Source organism: Vibrio sp. Isolate23, assembly GCF_022398095.1.
Lineage (GTDB): Bacteria > Pseudomonadota > Gammaproteobacteria > Enterobacterales > Vibrionaceae > Vibrio > Vibrio coralliilyticus_A.
The window spans coordinates 22,741-41,951 of the sequence record NZ_JAKEUV010000008.1 but is presented as its reverse complement, the minus strand read 5'-3'; the positions used below and the strand labels follow the sequence as shown (position 1 = coordinate 41,951).

Annotated in this window: 17 protein-coding genes; 11 read left to right on the top strand and 6 right to left on the bottom strand. The window is 45.4% G+C overall.

The genetic code is table 11. The annotated features are described in order from the left end of the window. Positions 1 to 7 precede the first annotated feature (7 nt). The 3 genes from dxs to xseB are packed head-to-tail and all read right to left on the bottom strand — an operon-like array spanning position 8 to position 3,042. Positions 8 to 1,873 carry a 1-deoxy-D-xylulose-5-phosphate synthase gene (gene dxs / locus L1D31_RS17335; RefSeq protein ID WP_239838315.1) on the bottom strand — a complete coding sequence of 622 codons (1,866 nt, stop codon included), beginning with the start codon at positions 1,871 to 1,873 and terminating at the stop codon, positions 8 to 10. 19 nt (positions 1,874 to 1,892) lie between these two features. Further along, a complete protein-coding gene (gene ispA / locus L1D31_RS17330; protein ID WP_239838314.1) occupies positions 1,893 to 2,777 on the bottom strand; it encodes a (2E,6E)-farnesyl diphosphate synthase in 885 nt (294 codons plus the stop codon). Positions 2,778 to 2,799: 22 nt separating this feature from the next. After that, positions 2,800 to 3,042 (bottom strand): exodeoxyribonuclease VII small subunit, encoded by a 243-nt coding sequence (xseB, locus tag L1D31_RS17325; RefSeq protein WP_239838313.1) that lies wholly within the window; start codon positions 3,040 to 3,042, stop codon positions 2,800 to 2,802. A gap of 262 nt (positions 3,043 to 3,304) precedes the next feature. On the opposite strand from xseB, the gene pomA reads away from it, so the two are divergent. The 7 genes from pomA to rlmM all read left to right on the top strand — a co-directional run bounded on the left by pomA (position 3,305) and on the right by rlmM (position 10,021). Next, positions 3,305 to 4,069: a flagellar motor protein PomA gene (pomA, locus tag L1D31_RS17320; protein WP_045974729.1), complete on the top strand. Its 765-nt coding sequence runs from the start codon at positions 3,305 to 3,307 to the stop codon at positions 4,067 to 4,069. A 10-nt stretch (positions 4,070 to 4,079) separates the two neighbouring features. Next, positions 4,080 to 5,030, top strand: coding sequence for a flagellar motor protein MotB (locus L1D31_RS17315; RefSeq protein ID WP_239838312.1), 951 nt, complete (start codon positions 4,080 to 4,082; stop codon positions 5,028 to 5,030). A gap of 146 nt (positions 5,031 to 5,176) precedes the next feature. After that, positions 5,177 to 6,625 (top strand): tRNA uracil 4-sulfurtransferase ThiI, encoded by a 1,449-nt coding sequence (gene thiI, locus L1D31_RS17310; RefSeq protein ID WP_239838311.1) that lies wholly within the window; start codon positions 5,177 to 5,179, stop codon positions 6,623 to 6,625. 395 nt (positions 6,626 to 7,020) lie between these two features. Further along, on the top strand, positions 7,021 to 7,929 hold the full coding sequence (locus tag L1D31_RS17305) for a transcriptional regulator GcvA (RefSeq protein WP_239838310.1): 909 nt from the start codon (positions 7,021 to 7,023) through the stop codon (positions 7,927 to 7,929). After that, positions 7,922 to 8,545: an alpha/beta fold hydrolase gene (locus tag L1D31_RS17300; protein ID WP_239838309.1), complete on the top strand. Its 624-nt coding sequence runs from the start codon at positions 7,922 to 7,924 to the stop codon at positions 8,543 to 8,545. The genes L1D31_RS17305 and L1D31_RS17300 overlap by 8 nt, the downstream gene beginning before the upstream one ends. Then, the gene (locus L1D31_RS17295; RefSeq protein WP_239838453.1) at positions 8,535 to 8,933 is read left to right on the top strand and encodes a DUF423 domain-containing protein; all 399 of its coding nucleotides are present in this window, start codon (positions 8,535 to 8,537) and stop codon (positions 8,931 to 8,933) included. Before L1D31_RS17300 ends, L1D31_RS17295 begins: the two co-directional genes overlap by 11 nt. Further along, complete coding sequence (gene rlmM, locus L1D31_RS17290; protein ID WP_239838308.1) at positions 8,930 to 10,021, top strand: 23S rRNA (cytidine(2498)-2'-O)-methyltransferase RlmM; 1,092 nt, start codon at positions 8,930 to 8,932, stop codon at positions 10,019 to 10,021. The genes L1D31_RS17295 and rlmM overlap by 4 nt, the downstream gene beginning before the upstream one ends. 142 nt (positions 10,022 to 10,163) lie before the next feature. On the opposite strand, the gene L1D31_RS17285 is transcribed toward rlmM, so the two are convergent. Beyond that, positions 10,164 to 10,607: a DUF411 domain-containing protein gene (locus L1D31_RS17285; protein ID WP_239838307.1), complete on the bottom strand. Its 444-nt coding sequence runs from the start codon at positions 10,605 to 10,607 to the stop codon at positions 10,164 to 10,166. Between the two features lie 8 nt (positions 10,608 to 10,615). Further along, positions 10,616 to 13,312, bottom strand: coding sequence for a copper-translocating P-type ATPase (locus L1D31_RS17280; protein WP_239838306.1), 2,697 nt, complete (start codon positions 13,310 to 13,312; stop codon positions 10,616 to 10,618). Between the two features lie 323 nt (positions 13,313 to 13,635). On the opposite strand from L1D31_RS17280, the gene gltX reads away from it, so the two are divergent. The 3 genes from gltX to L1D31_RS17265 all read left to right on the top strand — a co-directional run bounded on the left by gltX (position 13,636) and on the right by L1D31_RS17265 (position 17,539). Continuing rightward, positions 13,636 to 15,063: a glutamate--tRNA ligase gene (gene gltX / locus L1D31_RS17275; RefSeq protein WP_239838305.1), complete on the top strand. Its 1,428-nt coding sequence runs from the start codon at positions 13,636 to 13,638 to the stop codon at positions 15,061 to 15,063. A 317-nt stretch (positions 15,064 to 15,380) separates the two neighbouring features. Beyond that, a complete protein-coding gene (locus tag L1D31_RS17270; protein ID WP_239838304.1) occupies positions 15,381 to 16,346 on the top strand; it encodes an OmpA family protein in 966 nt (321 codons plus the stop codon). Positions 16,347 to 16,576: 230 nt separating this feature from the next. Further along, the gene (locus L1D31_RS17265; RefSeq protein ID WP_239838303.1) at positions 16,577 to 17,539 is read left to right on the top strand and encodes an OmpA family protein; all 963 of its coding nucleotides are present in this window, start codon (positions 16,577 to 16,579) and stop codon (positions 17,537 to 17,539) included. Between the two features lie 50 nt (positions 17,540 to 17,589). Here L1D31_RS17265 and L1D31_RS17260 read toward each other — a convergent pair whose 3' ends face one another. Then, complete coding sequence (locus L1D31_RS17260) at positions 17,590 to 18,096, bottom strand: Fe3+-citrate ABC transporter substrate-binding protein (protein WP_239838302.1); 507 nt, start codon at positions 18,094 to 18,096, stop codon at positions 17,590 to 17,592. Between the two features lie 284 nt (positions 18,097 to 18,380). On the opposite strand from L1D31_RS17260, the gene L1D31_RS17255 reads away from it, so the two are divergent. Beyond that, on the top strand, positions 18,381 to 19,154 hold the full coding sequence (locus tag L1D31_RS17255) for a class I SAM-dependent methyltransferase (protein ID WP_239838301.1): 774 nt from the start codon (positions 18,381 to 18,383) through the stop codon (positions 19,152 to 19,154). The last annotated feature ends 57 nt before the right edge of the window (positions 19,155 to 19,211 follow it).

Genomic DNA, 19,211 nt, shown 5'->3' with positions numbered 1-19,211 from the left:
AGGAACGCTATTTACTCATATAGCTGCGAATGGATTGCTCGATACCTTGCGCATCCAACCCTAATTCTTCATGCAGCTCGTCTTGCGTACCCTGAGCAATGAATCTATCTGGCAAGCCTAGATTCAACACTGGTTTGAGCAATTTCTCTTGCATCATAAATTCAATGACACCTGCGCCAGCACCACCTGCAATGGCATTCTCTTCTAGTGTGACAATGACATCATGCTCTTTGACGAGTTGTTTGATGAGTTCTTCATCTAGCGGTTTGACAAAGCGCATGTCCGCGACAGTAGCATTAAGTTTTTCTGCCGCTTCGAGAGCATTACCTAAGAAAGTACCGAAGTTAAGAATCGCCACCTTTTCACCTTTACGGACGACTCGGCCTTTACCTATTACTAATGCAGTAAAATCTTGCTCAATTTCTGTTCCCATACCGCTTCCACGAGGGTAACGTACAGCACTTGGCCCAGTGTGCTTGTGGCCGGTGTAGAGCATTTGGCGGCATTCATTTTCGTCGCTAGGTGCCATAATAACCATGTTTGGTATACAGCGCATAAAGCTCAGGTCGAACGCCCCTTGATGGGTTTGACCATCGGCTCCCACTAATCCTGCACGATCTATAGCAAACATCACAGGTAGGTTCATTATCGCGACGTCATGAATAAGCTGATCATAGCCACGCTGTAGGAAAGTGGAATAAATTGCGACAATCGGGTGGTTACCAGCAATTGCCATTCCAGTCGCCAGTGTTACGGCATGTTGCTCAGCGATTGCCACATCGAAGTACTGCTGCGGATACTCCTTAGAAAAGCGAACCATACCCGAGCCTTCACGCATGGCTGGTGTAATGGCCATTAACTTAGGATCCTGAGCCGCCATATCACACAAGAAATCACCAAAAACTTTGGAGAATGTTGGCTTGTTTCCGTTACTTTTCGGGAGAGAGGTATGAGCGGGATCGAATTTCGGCACACCGTGATAACCAATAGGATCTTTCTCTGCAGGCTCGTAGCCTTTGCCCTTTTTGGTCATAATATGAAGGAATTGTGGACCTTTTAGCTCACGCATATTTTTCAGCGTTTTAACAAGCTCATTGACATCGTGACCGTCGACTGGGCCAATGTAGTTAAAACCAAGCTCCTCAAACAAAGTGCCAGGCACTACCATGCCTTTAAGGTGCTCTTCTGTACGACGAACCAGCTCTTTAATCGGAGGAACGCCAGATAAAACTTTCTTGCCCCCCTCACGAATTGAGGTGTATAGGCTGCCGGAAAGGACTTGAGCTAAATGATTGTTCAGGGCGCCGACGTTCTCTGAGATGGACATCTCGTTATCGTTCAGCACTACTAGCATATCTGAGTGTACATCGCCAGCATGGTTCATCGCCTCAAACGCCATGCCAGCAGTGATTGCGCCGTCACCAATGACGCTGACAATCTTGCGGTTCTCACCTTCTTTCTCTGCGCTTATTGCCATGCCGAGCGCAGCACTGATCGATGTTGAAGAATGCCCGACAGACAGCGTGTCGTACTCGCTCTCTTCTCGCCAAGGGAAAGGGTGAAGTCCGTCTTTCTGACGAATAGTAGGCAGTTGGTCGCGGCGGCCAGTCAAAATTTTATGTGGGTACGCTTGGTGGCCGACATCCCAGACTAGTTGGTCAAAAGGAGTGTTGTAGACATAGTGAAGCGCCACAGTGAGTTCCACTGTGCCTAAACCTGATGCTAGGTGGCCACTAGACTGGCTAACCGAGTTCAACAGATAAGTACGTAATTCGTCACATAGCTTAGGTAGTGCTTCTTTAGGAAGACTACGCAATTCGTCTGGGGTATTTGCCAGAGCCAGTGTTGGATATTTTGAAATATCAAGAGTCATATAAATGCGCGCTTTTAGTTTAGTTCTTGCGCTCGATGACGTATCGGGCGAACTCTTCGAGTAATTCTGTATTGTATGGGATAGCTTCTAAAGCTTGAAGAGCTTCCGTTAACAGAGTGTGAGCTTTGTTAATAGCACCTTCTAATCCTAGCAGAGCTGGGTAGGTGCTTTTATCTAATTCCTGATCAGAGCCCTGAGGTTTACCTAAGGTTTCTGTATCACTGATAATATCTAAAATGTCGTCTTGAACCTGAAACGCTAGGCCAATGGCATCAGCATAAATATCAAGCTGGGGTAATATATCGCTCCCTTTTGGGCCAGCGGCTAGTGCCCCGAGCCTGATAGCACACTTCATTAGTGCCCCTGTTTTGTTGCGATGAATTGTTTCCAGATCCGACAATGATACTTTTTGCCCCTCAGCAGCTAAATCCAACGCTTGGCCAAGGCACATACCGTTTGCACCGGAAGCTTCCGCCAGTGCTTTTATCATTTTGATACGGTTAGTTTCAGCTTCAGGGTTCAATTTTCCATCTGCGAGAATGGTAAATGCCATCGTTTGTAGCGCATCCCCTGTCAGGATGGCCGTTGCTTCGTCAAATTTAATGTGACAGGTGGGTTGGCCGCGACGTAATTCATCATCATCCATCGCTGGCAGATCATCATGAATGAGTGAATAAGCATGAATGCACTCAATCGCGGAAGCTGGTGTATCGAGCTCTTCCAGTTCACAACCCAGCATTTGACCTGTGATGTAAACAAGGAAAGGGCGTGCGCGTTTACCGCCTAGTAACAGGCCATAACGCATAGCTTCAATCAGAGGCTGTTCCTGATGAGGAAGGTGGTTAAGCCAGCGCTCTAATTGCTGATTATTTCTTTGTTGTAGAGAGGTTAACGCCTCAAGCATAGGAGCGATTCTTCTGTGATAATTATTCTGGCTGAGACGTGAACTCGGACAGTGGAGTTTCGTCATCATTTTGAAGCAAAATGCTGACACGCTGCTCAGCGTCGTGCAGCTTACTCTGGCCTTCTCGGGCGAGTGCGATGCCGCGTTCAAACTTTTTTAGTGCGTCATCAAGAGCCAGATCACCGTTTTCAAGGTGTTCAACAATGGAATCGAGTTCTTCAATTGCTGCCTCAAAGGACATGTTTTCAGGTTTCTTGCTCGCCATAATATTTCTACATTTGAAAAGATGCACGAAAGTTACCTTAGCAGGTAATGATGGTCAAATTTAACCGAGGAAAATTGACAGAAAAATCGAGCTCGCGCGGTCAATATTCTCTTTCGAGGTCACGTCATGGCTTTAGTCTAGTTTACTCTGTCGTCATAACATCTATATTTGTGTGAGTGCGATACCAATAAAACACTAAAGATCTGAAGGTGTTGCCGATATAATTTACCAGAAGCTTAAAAGATAGCATGAGGAGTGCTTTGTGGATTTAGCAACGCTAATAGGGCTCATTGGCGGCTTTGCTTTTGTCATCATGGCGATGATTTTGGGCGGAAGCATAATGATGTTCATCGATGTGACCTCCATTCTTATCGTCGTTGGCGGCTCAACCTTTGTTGTCCTAATGAAATTTACTATGGGGCAGTTTTTCGGTGCGGCTAAGATTGCGGGCAAAGCTTTCATGTTTAAAGTCGATGAACCGGAAGATCTGATTGCTAAAGTGGTCGAAATGGCAGATGCGGCACGTAAAGGTGGGTTTCTGGCACTTGAAGAAATGGAAATTACCAATAACTTCATGCAGAAAGGCATTGATTTGTTGGTCGACGGTCACGATGCCGATGTTGTACGTGCAGCACTACAGAAAGATATTGTCCTGACGGATGAGCGCCATGACTTTGGTGCGAGTGTTTTCCGCGCGTTTGGTGACGTTGCTCCTGCTATGGGCATGATAGGGACATTGGTTGGCCTAGTTGCCATGTTGTCGAATATGGATGACCCGAAAGCCATTGGCCCAGCAATGGCCGTCGCACTTTTGACGACGCTCTATGGTGCGATCTTATCTAACATGGTATTTTTCCCGATCGCAGATAAATTGTCACTGCGCCGTGATCAAGAAAAACTCAATCGTCGCTTAATCATGGATGGTGTACTGGCTATTCAGGATGGGCAAAACCCACGCGTTATCGACAGCTATCTGAAGAACTACCTCAATGAAGGTAAGCGCGCTCTTGACGTAGATAACGAGTAAGGTCGCAGGTATGGATGAAGAAGAACCAAAATGCCCGCCCCCCGGCTTACCGTTATGGATGGGAACATTTGCTGACTTAATGTCACTGTTGATGTGCTTCTTCGTACTTCTGTTGTCGTTTTCTGAGATGGACGTACTGAAGTTCAAGCAGATTGCGGGTTCAATGAAGTTCGCCTTTGGTGTCCAGAACCGATTGGAAGTCAAGGACATTCCTAAAGGGACCAGTATCATTGCTCAGGAATTTAGACCCGGGCGCCCTGAGCCTACGCCGATAGATGTCATCATGCAGCAAACCATAGATATCACACAGCAGACGTTAGAGTTTCACGAAGGGGAATCAGACCGTGCTGGTGGTACGCAGCGAGACAAAGGCAAGCAAACGGGTGGTAAATCGCCGGATACGTCTACCCAGGATAATCAGAACTCAGAGTCCGATCGTGAGCAGCAGCAATCTGCTGAGATGTCTGAAGAGCTCGAAACCTTAATGGAGAGCATTAAGAAAGCCTTGGAGCGAGAGATCGAACAAGGTGCGATTGAAGTTGAGAACTTGGGTCAGCAGATCGATATTCGTATTCGCGAGAAAGGAGCATTTCCAGAAGGCTCAGCCTTTTTACAGCCTAAGTTCCGTCCTCTGGTTCGTCAGATCGCTGATCTAGTGAAGGATATTCCGGGCATCGTGAGAGTCTCAGGCCACACAGATAACCAGAGAATTGATTCTGAACTTTACCGCTCCAATTGGGACTTATCGGCTCAGCGTGCGGTGTCCGTAGCACAAGAGATGGAAAAGGTGCGTGGGTTCTCTCATCAACGCCTACAAGTACGTGGAATGGCGGATACCCAGCCGTTAGGACCGAACATTACTGAAGCTCAGCGTTCGCGCAATAGACGCGTTGAAATCAGTATTATGCAGGGTGAACCTCTCTATAGTGATGAAGTACCGTCTCTACCCAATGCTAACTAATGAAAGAGGCGAGCAAAATGCTCGCCTTTTTTATGGTCTTTCATTCATGTATAATCTTGCGCCCTTAGACTGCAGAGCTCGTCAAAAAGTACGAAGCCATCTGGAATAGCTCCAATCTGCGAAACTGTTAACTTGTGAAGTGACTTATGAAATTTATCGTCAAGCCCCATCCAGAAATTTTTGTGAAAAGTGAATCGGTACGTAAACGCTTCACCAAGATTCTTGAGTGTAACATTCGCAATATTATCCAGAGTCGTACCGAATCGGTTGCTGTGTTTAACCGTCGTGACCATATTGAAGTTACTTCTGAATCAGATGCTTACTACAAAGAAACCGTCGAAGTGCTGACGCAAACGCCGGGCATTCATCATGTGCTGGAAGTGCAGCAATCAGAGTTTAAAGATTTACACGATATCTTCGAGCAAGTGCTTGAATTGAATCGCCCTAACCTAGAAGGCAAGACCTTTGTGGTGCGAGCAAAGCGTCGTGGTAAGCATGATTTCACGTCGATCGAGTTAGAACGTTACGTGGGTGGTGGCCTAAATCAAGCGATTGAAACAGCAAGTGTCAAACTACGCAACCCAGATGTAACGGTGAAAGTGGAAGTGGCAAATGACAAGCTAAACCAAGTGATCAAACGTCACAAAGGGCTTGGCGGCTTCCCTCTTGGTACGCAAGAGGATGTATTGAGCCTGATTTCTGGTGGCTTCGACTCTGGTGTATCCAGTTATCTGCACATCAAACGTGGTTCAAAAGTTCATTACTGTTTCTTCAACTTGGGCGGTCCTGCGCATGAGATTGGTGTTAAGCAGGTTTCTCATTATTTGTGGAATAAGTACGGATCGTCAGCAAAAGTACGCTTCATTTCTGTAGATTTTGAGCCGGTTGTGGCTGAAATTCTTGAGAAAGTAGATGATGGTCAGATGGGGGTGATCCTCAAGCGTATGTTTATGCGTGCCGCTGGGATGATAGCTGAGAAGTTTGGCATTCAGGCATTGGTGACGGGTGAAGCTTTAGGTCAGGTTTCAAGCCAGACTCTAACTAACCTGCGTCATATTGATAATGTGACGGATACTTTGATTCTGCGTCCACTGATTAACTGGGATAAAGAAGATATCATCAACCTTGCGCGAGATATTGGTACTGAAGACTTTGCGAAAACAATGCCGGAATATTGTGGTGTTATTTCTAAGAAGCCGACAGTGAAAGCGGTAAAAGCGAAGTTGGACGCTGAAGAAGAGAAGTTTGATTTTGATATTTTAGAGCAAGTGGTGCGTGATGCTCGTCAGATGGACATTCGTGATATTGCCAAAGAGTCTGAACAAGCCGCGCCAGAAGTTGAACAGGTTCAAGCTGTTGAACAGCACGCGATCGTATTGGATATCCGCAGCCCGGAAGAAGAGGAAGACAATCCACTTGAAATTGAAGGTGTGGATGTCAAACATATTCCTTTCTACAAACTAGGTACTCAGTTTGGCGATTTAGATCAGTCTAAAACGTATCTGCTCTATTGTGATCGTGGTGTGATGAGCCGATTACAGGCGTTGTACCTGCAAGAGCAAGGCTTTAATAACGTTAAAGTATATCGCCCTTAGAATAGGCAGAGAACATCATAAAAGCGCAAACCGTTAATTCGGCTTGCGCTTTTTTGTATGGCTCGATGATGATCTGACATGTTCTCTGAATTCAGCAGATAAAAAAACACCGCCAAAAGGCGGTGCTAAACAATTTGACAGACAGGTCAAAATAAATACAGGAAGTATGTGTTCCGCTCTAGCTAGAGAGGCGAAACGTGGTAGAAACCTACCTAACTCGAAATACGAGTTTGCAAACACAACATCGCAACAATATGCCAATTGATTCTGATAAAGAATCAAGCCGTTCTGGCTCTTGCTGCGTGGTGAAATATAGAATTTCTCTGGTCGTCAGGCAATGGACATTTTATAATGTTTCAGATTAAAAAAACTAATCCAATTTATGGAAGGACACTATGTCTAGAAGATTGCCACCTTTGAACTCTCTGAAAGTGTTTGAAGCCGCAGCGCGTCATTTGAGTTTTACTAGAGCAGCTGAGGAGTTATTTGTGACTCAGGCTGCAGTTAGCCATCAAATCAAGGCGTTAGAGGAGTTTCTTGGCTTGAAACTCTTCAGGCGACGTAACCGTTCTCTGCTGCTGACTGAGGAAGGCCAGAGCTACTTTTTGGACATTAAAGATATTTTCACCTCTCTTGCTGAAGCGACAGACAAAGTATTGGAGCGCAGCGAGAAAGGGGCGCTGACCATCAGTCTGCCGCCGAGCTTTGCGATTCAATGGCTAGTTCCACGCTTGGCGGACTTCAATCAGCAGGAACCTGACATTGATGTGCGTATCAAAGCGGTGGATATGGATGAAGGCTCATTGACTGACGATGTGGATGTGGCGATTTACTATGGGCGTGGTAATTGGCCGGGTTTACGTGCGGACAAATTGTATCAGGAATTTCTTATTCCACTCTGCTCGCCATCTTTATTACTGAGCAATAAACCATTAGAAACTCTAAGTGATCTTAAGCAACATACGTTACTTCACGATACTTCGCGAAAAGACTGGAAGCAGTTTTCGAAAGAACACGGTATTGAGGGGATTAACGTCAATCATGGGCCCATATTCAGCCACTCGACGATGGTGTTACAAGCTGCGGCACACGGACAGGGAGTCGCGTTAGGTAACAATGTGCTTGCTCAGCCAGAAATGGAAGCCGGTCGATTGATTGCGCCATTTGATGAAGTTCTTATCACTAAGAATGCTTTTTACGTGGTGTGCCATGATAAGCAGGCGGATATGGGGCGTATTGCCACATTCCGTGACTGGATGCTTGCCAAGGCACAAAGTGAGCAAGAGGAATTGTTGGATGACTGATTTCCTAATTGATGGTGAGCAAGGCAACCCTGTTTTTATTTTTGCTCACGGTGCGGGAGCCGGTATGGATCATGATTTTATGACGGCGGTAGCGAAAGGGTTAGCGAAGAAAGGGATTCAAGTTGTTCGTTTTAACTTCCCATATATGGTTAAACGTGCTGAAGATGGTAAACGCCGCCCGCCAGATCGAGCGCCTAAGCTTTTGGAAGCGTATCAGGCTGTGATTGCCAAGTTTTCTGATGTACCAGTTGTTATTGGTGGGAAATCCATGGGCGGGCGCATGGCCAGCTTGCTTGCTGAAGACGGTAATGTGGCAGCGATTGCCTGTTTAGGCTTTCCTTTTCATCCACCGGGTAAACCCGAAAAATACAAAGGTGAGCATCTGGCGGCGCTCAATAAGCCATGTTTAATCCTTCAAGGGGAGAGGGATACTTTTGGTAAGCAAGATGAGTTTAAAGGTTTCGCTCTCTCAGATGACATCAAGGTGAAATTTATCCCTGATGGCGATCATAGTTTCAAACCAAGAAAGAGCTCAGGTCATACTGAAGCGGGCAATATCGCTCTGGCGGTTGAGTATTTAGCTGATTTTATATTGGAGAGCTATGGTGAAAAGTAAGCAGTTACTTACCGTTGGTGGATTATTTGCCGGAGTAGGCGTTGCACTCGGCGCTTTTGCCGCTCACGGGTTAAAGCAATCACTATCACCTTATTTACTGGATGTCTTTAATACAGGCGTTCAGTATCAATTTATTCATGCTCTAGCGATTTTACTTTGTGGAGTCTTACTCAGGATAGGCATGGCTGAGAAAGCGCAAAAATATTTCGCCCTTGCCGCAAATTGCTTTATCATCGGCATCTTTTGTTTTAGTGGCAGCCTCTACGCCCTTGCATTAACCGGAATCAAATGGTTTGGACCTATTACTCCATTTGGTGGTTTAACCTTTATGCTTGGCTGGGGACTGTTTGTTTTCGCAGCGTTACAGATTAAAGAGGTGAATCAGTGAAACACTTAATGCTCTACTGCCGAGCTGGTTTTGAAAAAGAGTGTGCTGGAGAGATTCAGGATCGCGCTACCCAACTTGAAGTGTTTGGCTTCCCTCGTTTAAAGAACAATACTGGTTACGTATTATTTGAATGTTATCAGCTGGGTGATGCGGAGCGTCTGGTTAAAGAGCTCGACTTCAAGTCACTGATCTTTGCTCGTCAGATGTTTGCCGTTGCAGTGGAGATTAAAGACCTTCCTCGTGAAGATCGTATTTCTCCTATTTTAGAGGAGCTCAGTGAGGTTGAATCTTTCCCGCGCTGTGGCGATATCCGCATCGAAACACCAGATACCAACGAAGCGAAAGAGCTGCTTAAGTTTTGTCGTAAATTCACGGTTCCTATGCGCCAGGCCATGCGTGGCAAAGGCATTTTGCTGCCAAAAGATAGCCCGAAGAAGCCAGTGTTACACCTCTGTTTTGTTGCACCGGGGCATTGTTTTGTAGGCTACTCGTTGCCAAGCAATAACTCTCAGTTTTTTATGGGAATTCCTCGTCTAAAGTTCCCTGCGGATGCACCAAGCCGTTCGACACTTAAATTGGAAGAAGCTTTCCATGTTTTTATTCCGCGCGAGGAGTGGGATGAGCGCCTGGCTCCTGGTATGTGGGGAGTGGATCTGGGGGCGTGTCCTGGTGGATGGACATACCAATTAGTCAAACGTTCGATGTTCGTTCATGCAGTTGATAACGGCATGATGGCCGATACCCTGATGGAAACGGGGCAGGTTAAACATCATCAGGAAGACGGCTTTAAATTCGAGCCAGCACGTAAAAATGTCACTTGGCTTATCTGTGATATGGTCGAAAAACCATCACGCGTTGCGCAGTTGATGGGAGAGTGGATTATTAGTGGTTGGGCCAAAGAAGCCTTGTTCAATCTCAAACTGCCGATGAAGGGGCGTTATGACGAAGTATTAGAAGATATTGAAAATCTTAAGCTATTTCTGATTGAAAACAAAGTGAAGTTCAAACTGCAAGCTAAGCACCTTTATCACGATCGTGAAGAAATTACTGTCCACGTGCAGTGCCTATCAAACATTTCACCACGATAGAATACCCCGTAGTATCACGCCACTCGTTTAAAGAGTGGCGTTTCCAATCCCAAAGCGAATGAGATGTTCGATCGTATCCTTCGCTGCTCAATTCATCCCGTATAATTGAAAGGCACCGGATGATACTCCCAAAAACATGCTATTACTGATTTCCGGGGTAAGAGCGGTACTCAAACACCCGCCCACTGCCGTTAAAGGCATATACCGAATAGGCATCTTTTTCATTGCCGTATTCCATACCTGGAGAGCCCATCGGCATCCCCGGGACGGCCAAGCCTTTTGCATCTTTAGGTGGGTTTTCTAAAAAGGCTTTGATGTCTTGTGCTGGAACGTGACCTTCAAACACATAGCCGTTAATTTCCGCGGTATGGCAGGAGGTCAGTTGTGAGGTCACGCCCAGTTTCTGTTTTATGGGGTTCATATCATCGTGTAACTTTTCTTCAACGGTAAACCCTGCTTCCTGCATGTGTTTTGTCCATTCTGTGCAACAACCACAATATGGTGACTTATGGTTTAGCACGTCAGCGGCTAGCGCGTGACTAGATAAAAGAACAAGGGATGCAAAGGAGATAACTTTTGTTTTCATAAACACCTCTATGAGTGAAGAGAAGATTTAAAGAGTCTTAATCGGTTAGCATTGCTGACAACCGTGATTGATGACAGTGCCATAGCGGCGCCAGCCACGACTGGACTCAATAAGAACCCGAATGCGGGGTACAGTACCCCAGCCGCAACTGGAATACCTAAAGAGTTATAAATGAAGGCACCAAATAAATTCTGTTTCATATTTTTAATGGTTGCTTTGGAGAGTTCAATCGCTTTTACAACCGCCAAAGGAGATGAATTGAGCAATGTCATTTGCGCACTCTCAATGGCCACGTCACTTCCACTGCCCATCGCAATGCCAATGTCTGCAAGAGCAAGTGCAGGAGCGTCATTGACGCCGTCACCTATCATCGCAACCCGTTTTCTATTCGCTTGAAGCTGCGTTATGTGCCCAGCTTTTTCATCAGGCAATACTTGCGCGATAACCTTCTGAATACCTAACTGATTCGCAATTGCTTGAGCGACATGTTGGTTATCGCCCGTTAACATTACCGGTGTAATCTGCATCTTGATTAAGGCTTCAATGGCTTGCTTCGCGTCTTCTTTGATAGGGTCGGCGATGGCGATTAAACCTGTAGCTTTGCCTTGTTGAGTAACAATAACCGGTGTCCAAGCTTTGTTTACACACAGCTCAAGAGTTGCTTGTAGTTTATCGAGATTTATCTGCTGCTCCTGAGCGTAAGGAAGTGAAATCACAGCGACATCTTCATCTCGTATTTTTCCAGTGACGCCTTTCCCGCGCATGTTGTGAAAACCTTCAACTTCAGTCAGCTTAAGCTGAAGATCTTGAGCTTGTTTTACAATGGCTTTTGCCAATGGGTGCTCTGAGTATTGCTCTATGCTAGCGGCGTTCATCAGCAAGCGATTCTCGTCTTGGTTGAGTGAGTAGACATGGTGTACTTCGGGCTTACCTTGTGTCAGGGTTCCCGTTTTATCAAACACAACGGTATCGATCTGGCTTGCCGATTGCAGCACATCGGCATCTTTGATCAATATGCCCATTTCAGCGGCTTTACCAATACCAACGGTCACTGAAAGCGGCGTTGCTAATCCGAGCGCGCAAGGGCATGCGATAATGAGAACTGTGGTTGTGACAACCAACATATAGCTGGCTTTCGGCTCAGGTCCGATCATTAACCATATCAGTGCGGAGAAAAGAGCAATTGCAACAACGACGGGAACAAACACCGCTGAGATTTGATCCGCGAGCTTGGCGAGGGCAGGCTTACTGCTTTGTGCCTCTCGGACCATGGTAATGATGCGCGAAAGCATAGTATTGCTGCCGACACCGGTCGCTTCGATGACTAAACTACCATCTTGGTTTAATGTACCGGCAGAAATGGTATCGCCATTTTGTTTGTAAACGGGTATGGGCTCACCGGTCAGCATGGATTCATCTATGTACGATGTGCCGGACACGACTTGACCATCAATGGGGGCTTTTTCACCGGGTTTAATTCGGAGTTGCATACCTTCGGTGATCTGCTCGATGGCAATGATTTGATCCCCTGATTCTGTTATTAATGTGGCTTTATTTGGTTGAAGGTTGATCAAAGCTTGCAATGAGCGAGTTGTCTTGGCTTTCGCTTTTGCTTCAATGTAATGACCTAGGGATATAAGGCCTACAATCATCGCACTGGCTTCAAAATAGACGTGCCTCGAGGCAGCGGGAAACCACTGTGGAAGTAGCACGACAAGCATTGAAAATAACCAAGCGGCTCCTGTGCCAAGCGCGACTAAGGTATCCATGGTCGCTCGTTTGTGCACTAATGCTTGCCAGGCATTAGTGAAAAAGCTCCGCCCAGCCGTCGCAAGTAGCCAGAAACAGAGCGCTCCGATCCCGCCCCAAGCCAGTTGATCCTGATCGGTTCTAATCATCATGTTACCACCGAGTACCCCCCATAACATGAGTGGTACACCGAGCATAATGCCAGCCAAAGCACTTCTTTTATGGTGGGCCTGTAGCGCATTTTGCTGAGCTGCTTGCTTTTCTTGTTGAGTGCTTGGATCGTCGATGAGTTCCGCCTGATAACCCGCTTGTTGAACTGACTCGGCTAGTGCGCTGACCAGGATACGACTTTTGTCCTCTGTAAAGACCAGAGCACTTTGCTCAGCAAGATTAACTTGAGCCTTTATGACCCCAGGAACTTGGGCGAGTGCTTTTTCTACGGAAGACACACAGCTGGCGCAGGTCATCCCTGCAATTAACAGATGAATTGTTTGTGTACCTTCTGGCGTGTTAGAGGGAGTAGAGCGAGTTTGGCTTGGAACGTGTTCAATCTCACTTTCTTCCTCTACACCAGTGTATTCACTGGCTTGGTAGCCGAGAGATTCAACCAATGCCTGTACCTGTTGTCGGGTTAAAAGCGTCGATATCGAAAGTTGAGTTTTTGCAACATCAAACTGACCGACTAATTCATGCGCTTCAAGAGCCGCTTTAACCTTTGCCACACATCGACCACAGTTCAGTCCGGATAAATGAAACGTATATTGGAACCCAGCTTGGTAACCAAGTGAGCGAATAGAGCTCTCTAATTCGGCAAAAGGACAATTGCTCTCCAGGGTGATGTGCTTTGGTGTTAAATCATGAATCGTAACTTGATACTGGGAGGTAAGTTCATGTTCAACTTTTCGGGCGCACCCCATACAGCTTAACCCTGATAGTGGAATATCGAACTGACGCATAACATTACCCTCAACAAAGAACTGTTGCTGAGCATAAACCTTCCCTCAAGGGGAAGGTCAAGTGTCATTGATCGAGAAAGACTAAAACCTTAAATAGACGCTTTATTCAGGTTATGTAATTTAGTCTGTGAGACATTCCAAATGTTTAGCTGGAAATTGGTCATGCAAATAGACTTACTTTAAGTAAAACACCTCAGTGAATAATGAATTCTGTATAAGACGGATTGTAGATTTGCACATCAGTGCTAAAATACGCGCAATTTTGGCGCCATTCATCATCTCTATAGAGTGGTGCGGTCATTTCGACAATCAAGGTATTTTACATGACGGTTAAAACTCGTTTTGCTCCTAGCCCAACAGGCTACCTTCACGTGGGTGGTGCACGTACTGCACTTTACTCTTGGCTATACGCTAAAAACCAAGGCGGTGAATTTGTTCTGCGTATCGAAGATACTGACTTAGAACGTAACTCTCAAGAAGCAGTCGATGCCATCCTAGAAGGCATGCAGTGGATGGGGCTTGAGTGGAATGAAGGGCCTTACTTCCAGTCAAAGCGCTTCGATCGTTATAACGAGATGGTTGATAAACTCCTTACAGAAGACAAAGCGTACAAATGTTATGCTTCTAAAGAGCTTCTCGATGAAATCCGTGCGGAGCAAGAAGCCGCTAAAGAGATGCCGCGTTATGATGCGAACCACCCAAAAATCGTTGCGGCTAATGAAGCAGCTAAAGAAGGTGACCCGTGCGTTGTCCGTTTTCGTAATCCGAAGCAGGGCAGTGTCGTCTTTGAAGACCAAATTCGTGGCCGTATCGAGATTGCTAACGATCAACTCGATGACCTTATTATCCGTCGAACAGATGGGTCTCCTACGTACAACTTCGTTGTGGTCGTCGATGACTGGGATATGGGTATCACGCATGTCGTACGTGGTGAAGATCATATCAATAATACGCCTCGTCAAATCAACATTTACGAAGCATTAGGTGCCCCAGTTCCGACGTTTGCACACTGTGCAATGATCCTAGGTGATGATGGTGCGAAACTGTCTAAGCGTCACGGCGCTGTTTCAGTCATGCAATACCGTGATGAAGGTTACCTTCCAAATGCTCTAAACAACTACCTAGTGCGTCTTGGTTGGTCTCACGGTGACCAAGAAATTTTCTCTACTGAAGAGATGATCAATCTGTTCTCTCTAAATGCGGTTTCTAAGTCAGCGTCAGCATTCAATACTGAAAAGCTACTTTGGTTGAACAACCATTACATCAAGACATCGGCTCCTGAGTACGTTGCTGAGTACCTACAATGGCACTTAGACAACCAGAACCTAAACATTGAAAACGGCCCAGCAATCACTGAAGTGATCACACTTGTTGGCGAGCGTTGTAACACTCTAGTAGAACTCGCTGAGCAGATCCGCTACTTCTACGAAGACTTTTCCGAATTTGAAGCCGGCGCAGCTAAGAAACACTTACGTGGCGTCGCTAAAGGCCCACTAGAGTTGGCTCTTACAAAAGCAAAAGCGCTAGAAGAATGGACAACGGCCAATATTAAAGAGAGCGTCATTGCTGCCGTATGTGAAGAGTTAGAGATTGGCATGGGTAAAATCGGCATGCCACTTCGCGTTGCGGTTACCGGTGGCGGTCAGTCTCCATCCGTTGATGCGGTTATGGAGCTGGTGGGTAAAGAACGTGTGCTTGCTCGCATCAAGATGGCGATAGCGTTTATCGAAGAGCGTGAAGCTAACGCATAAAAAATGTACTTATTGCATATTAGCCGCAGCTTAATGCTGCGGTTTTTTTATATTTCTATTTTCTTAAGGATAAATAAATAGCTGTCAGTACTTTAATTGGTCTGTGATTATGGTTCCAGTTTCTTATCTTAGTTGAACCGCAATAACGCAAAGTTATCTAATTAGATGAAATTAAATAAAAATTCACAAAGTTAATTGTCATTTATCTCGTTAAGGTGTAGTGTCCGCACAATTGTACGGTAACACTCTATGTGTTTGTTTTTATGTGGCTTGTCTATAGCGTCGCAAATCTAACGCGTATTAATAAGGTATGAAAAATGAAAAAATTAGCAGCGGTAGTTTCTGGCACACTTCTTCTTGCTTCAGCATCAGTGAATGCGCAATTTTATCTTGGCGCAAAAGCGGGAGCGAGTTGGGTAGATGATTTGTGCACAACAGGTGAATGTGATGATAACTCTTGGGCGCTTGGTTCATTTGTTGGCTATGAGTTCAATGACTATTTAGCCCTAGAAGCGGGCCTAGATACATTAGGTGAAACAACGGGCTCTGGTTATAAAGATGCTGGTTTGGTTTCTTATTCATTGGCGCCGCGCTTCAGCTTGCCATTAACAGAGAATGTGGATGCCTTTGCCAAAGCGGGTGGGGCTTATGTGGAGTATGGTAACAAGAGCGATAGATCTTTCGTTGGTGGCGTTGGGCTAAGCTACAGTGTCCTGCCAAACATTGATATTCAAGTTGAGTATCAGCGCTTAACGGATATCGATATTGATACGCATGGTATTGCGGGTAATGCGGTGACACTAGGATTCACAACTAAATTTGGTGGTAGCGAACAACACACCGAGACACCCATACAAGAAGAAATGCAGGTGGAAGAAGTTGTCGAAGAAACGGTAGTGGTTCGGCCTATACTGCAAACGTTTGAATCGAAAGTGGTCTACTCGGTAAGCTTTAAATTTGATAGTGCAGAGCTGACTTCTGACAGTGAAATGGCGCTTAAAGAAGTGGCTGCTTTCATGAGCGAATATCCGCAAGCAACCGTGGATGTGGTGGGTTATGCTGACTCAGTTGGCCCAGCAGCATACAACCAAACTCTGTCTGAGCGGCGTGCTCAATCTGTAGCGGATATTATTGCAGATTATGGGGTAAACCAGTCACGTATTCACGTAGAAGGAGCGGGGGAATCCAAGCCTATCGCACCGAATGATACCCAAGAAGGGCGTATGCAGAACCGTCGTGCAGAAGTCACAATGAATGAGTTTGAATATCAAGTTCAGCCTTAAGCGCTCTGTTGATTGTAAAATTAAATCAAAGCCCTGTTTCGACAGGGCTTTGTCATATTTACGAGAAAGTAAGTCATTAGCATGCAAAAGGTGAAATTGGTCCATAAACCCATTTGTACATTTTATGAACTAAGGTGTACTGTTATTGCGACCATACTGTAACTTGATGATTGTTATTGTGTGGCGTGTTTGTTGTGGCACACAGTGCTGACAGTCATAAGGAAAAAACAATGAAAAAATTAGCAGCGGTAGTTTCCACCACACTTCTTCTCGCATCTACATCAGTAAGCGCTCAGTTTTATTTGGGTGCCAAAGCAGGAGCCTCTTGGCTCAATGAGTCATGTTCTACGGGGCCTTGTGATGATAATTCTTGGGCGTTGGGCTCCTTTGCCGGTTATGAGTTTAATGACATGATAAGCCTTGAGCTAGCACTGGATACATTAGGGGAGACCACTGGTTATGGCTATACAGATGCAGGTTTAAGTTCCTATTCTTTTGCGCCCCGATTCACTATGCCTTTGTCAGAAAAATTTGATGCATTTGCCAAGTTAGGTGGTGCGTATGTTGAGTATGGCAATAAAGACGATAGTTCTTTACTTGGTGCTTTGGGTGTGACGTATGCCTTCATGCCGACTATCGATTTTCAGTTGGAGTACCAACGTTTAACCGACATTAACATTGATACTCATCGTTTTAAAGGCAATGCCCTAACACTTGGTTTCATTGCGAAGTTTGGAGGTAGTGATGAACCAAACTCGTATCCAGCTGAAGAAGAAATGGTGGTTGAAGAAGTTATCGAAGAAGAGGTTGTGATTGAACCTATCGTCAAGACCTTTGAGACGAAAGTGGTTGATTCCAGTAGCTTTGCACTGAACAGTGCAGAATTGAAACCAGAGAGCAAAGCGATGCTGGCGGAATTAGTGACTTTTATGATGGAGTTTCCGCAGTCAACGGTCGAAGTTGTAGGTTACACGGACTCCAGCGGTGCAGCCTCGTACAACCAAGAATTATCTGAGAAGCGGGCTCAGTCCGTTGCTGAAGAGCTTGAAGAACAAGGTATCGATGCATCAAGAATCACAGCTCGTGGAGAGGGGGAGAGTAACCCGATCGCTTCTAATGAAACCAAAGAAGGACGAGCACAGAACCGACGGGTAGAAATTATGGTACCAGCTTTTGAGTATCAGGCTCAGTAAAAAACACTTTCCTAACGTCTAAGCACCTCGAATCAATGTTCGGGGTGCTTCTATTTGAGGTCGATACTATTGAGTCGCCCCATAAATTCGAGGATTTCTAGGTTATCTTTATTCGCTTCCAGCAAGGCTTTCTTTGTTTTTGTATAGGCAGCGAGCCGACCGTGCTTTTTGATTGAGCACACCACACTCTTATAAATCAATTTGCCGTTTTCATCATAATTCCGCCAAGCCGCAATATAGCACTCATCTTTGGCATCGGGTGCTGCTTTGGTTGGACGAGGTTTGAAAATAATTTTGGGTTCTAAGGAGTGAGGGAGTCGAGTCATAAGGTAGGGATCTTTGAGCAACTTGCGCCAGAATTTTCCCCACATTGCACTACCCAATTCATTACGAAGTTTGATGGCTTTTTTTAGCCCTTTCTTTTCACCAATTCTCACGTAGCCGACAGAGCGGTGAAGTACCGTATCATCGGGTGTATGAATGTGAATTTTAAATGCAGTTTTAGCTTTAGATATAAAGCGATGACCAGTGTTAGTGGTCAAGTTACTTTTCTTCATTAATTGCTTATGAATAGTTCTGTTAATAATTATTTTAGTTGAATGTCTTCAATTGTTGAAGCCTTGATTTACCGCTTGCGAATTGGTTTGGTGAGGTGCCGTGATTAGGTGTGACTCTTCATTGGCAGTGCAGCAGATGATCAGTTAAAGGAGAGGGGGGCTTACGAGTGAAGAGTTTGATGTCAACCATAGTATTAGCGGGATAACTCTGACGGTTTTAAGTATATGCATCTGTTATATGGTAAGTTTCTCCTTCTGTTGTCCTCAAAAGAGATCTCTATGCTATGAATTACAATAAAGAATACCATAGCAACGGCATAGTGCAGTTTGATGCTGCGAAAGAACTCATTCAGCTTTTACCAGACAAAGTGGATCGACTTCTTGATGTTGGCTGTGGTTCAGGAAAAGTCTCGCATTTAATACAGGAACACTCAGAACCGAAGACGATGGTGGCTATAGATGCATCTGCGGAAATGCTTGAGCAAGCGCATAGGCTTTACCCTGATAGCCGGATTCAATTCGAACACGCTGATATACGTCATTACACTACTGCTACAGGCTTTGATGTCATTACTTCAAACTCATCGTTTCAATGGTATCAAGATTATGATGCCGCACTTCTGGCAATCAGAAATGCGCTAAATGTGTACGGTACCTTTGCTATGCAAACGCCTTACAAACAGGAATGGTGTCCACTGGTTTCTGAGTTAATGACGGAGTTTTTTCGTGACTACTATCCACAACTTGGCCAGTGTTTTCGTATGCCGTGTATGCATTTAGAGAGTGCAGAACAATACAGAGAAATGTTTGAATCAAGAGGGTTCCATGTACTTTCGATAAAACCTAGGGAGTTTGTGTACTCCTTTGCAGGTGAAGAGTTCAAAAAGTTCTTCATGTCAGGGGCGTATAAAGTTTATACCTTAGATCAAAGCTACACGTTGCCGATTCCTTCAGCCTTTGCACGGGATTTGGAAAGTTTCATTGAAGAAGTGGCAAACAGCCGCTCGTGTTTCGATGTTAGTATCTTCAGGTTGTTAGCGTGCTTCGGACGGGCATAGTGAGTAGAGGTACTAACTATCCAGCATGAAGCTCGGCCATTTGTGGCCGAGCTTCTT

What these genes read in the sequence shown, in the direction of transcription:
- dxs (WP_239838315.1), bottom strand. Translation starts at nt 1,873, where the DNA reads ATGACTCTTGATATTTCAAAATATCCAACACTGGCTCTGGCAAATACC.
- ispA (WP_239838314.1), bottom strand. Translation starts at nt 2,777, where the DNA reads ATGCTTGAGGCGTTAACCTCTCTACAACAAAGAAATAATCAGCAATTA.
- xseB (WP_239838313.1), bottom strand. Translation starts at nt 3,042, where the DNA reads ATGGCGAGCAAGAAACCTGAAAACATGTCCTTTGAGGCAGCAATTGAA.
- L1D31_RS17315 (WP_239838312.1), top strand. Translation starts at nt 4,080, where the DNA reads ATGGATGAAGAAGAACCAAAATGCCCGCCCCCCGGCTTACCGTTATGG.
- thiI (WP_239838311.1), top strand. Translation starts at nt 5,177, where the DNA reads ATGAAATTTATCGTCAAGCCCCATCCAGAAATTTTTGTGAAAAGTGAA.
- L1D31_RS17305 (WP_239838310.1), top strand. Translation starts at nt 7,021, where the DNA reads ATGTCTAGAAGATTGCCACCTTTGAACTCTCTGAAAGTGTTTGAAGCC.
- L1D31_RS17300 (WP_239838309.1), top strand. Translation starts at nt 7,922, where the DNA reads ATGACTGATTTCCTAATTGATGGTGAGCAAGGCAACCCTGTTTTTATT.
- L1D31_RS17285 (WP_239838307.1), bottom strand. Translation starts at nt 10,607, where the DNA reads ATGAAAACAAAAGTTATCTCCTTTGCATCCCTTGTTCTTTTATCTAGT.
- L1D31_RS17280 (WP_239838306.1), bottom strand. Translation starts at nt 13,312, where the DNA reads ATGCGTCAGTTCGATATTCCACTATCAGGGTTAAGCTGTATGGGGTGC.
- gltX (WP_239838305.1), top strand. Translation starts at nt 13,636, where the DNA reads ATGACGGTTAAAACTCGTTTTGCTCCTAGCCCAACAGGCTACCTTCAC.
- L1D31_RS17270 (WP_239838304.1), top strand. Translation starts at nt 15,381, where the DNA reads ATGAAAAAATTAGCAGCGGTAGTTTCTGGCACACTTCTTCTTGCTTCA.
- L1D31_RS17265 (WP_239838303.1), top strand. Translation starts at nt 16,577, where the DNA reads ATGAAAAAATTAGCAGCGGTAGTTTCCACCACACTTCTTCTCGCATCT.
- L1D31_RS17260 (WP_239838302.1), bottom strand. Translation starts at nt 18,096, where the DNA reads ATGAAGAAAAGTAACTTGACCACTAACACTGGTCATCGCTTTATATCT.
- L1D31_RS17255 (WP_239838301.1), top strand. Translation starts at nt 18,381, where the DNA reads ATGAATTACAATAAAGAATACCATAGCAACGGCATAGTGCAGTTTGAT.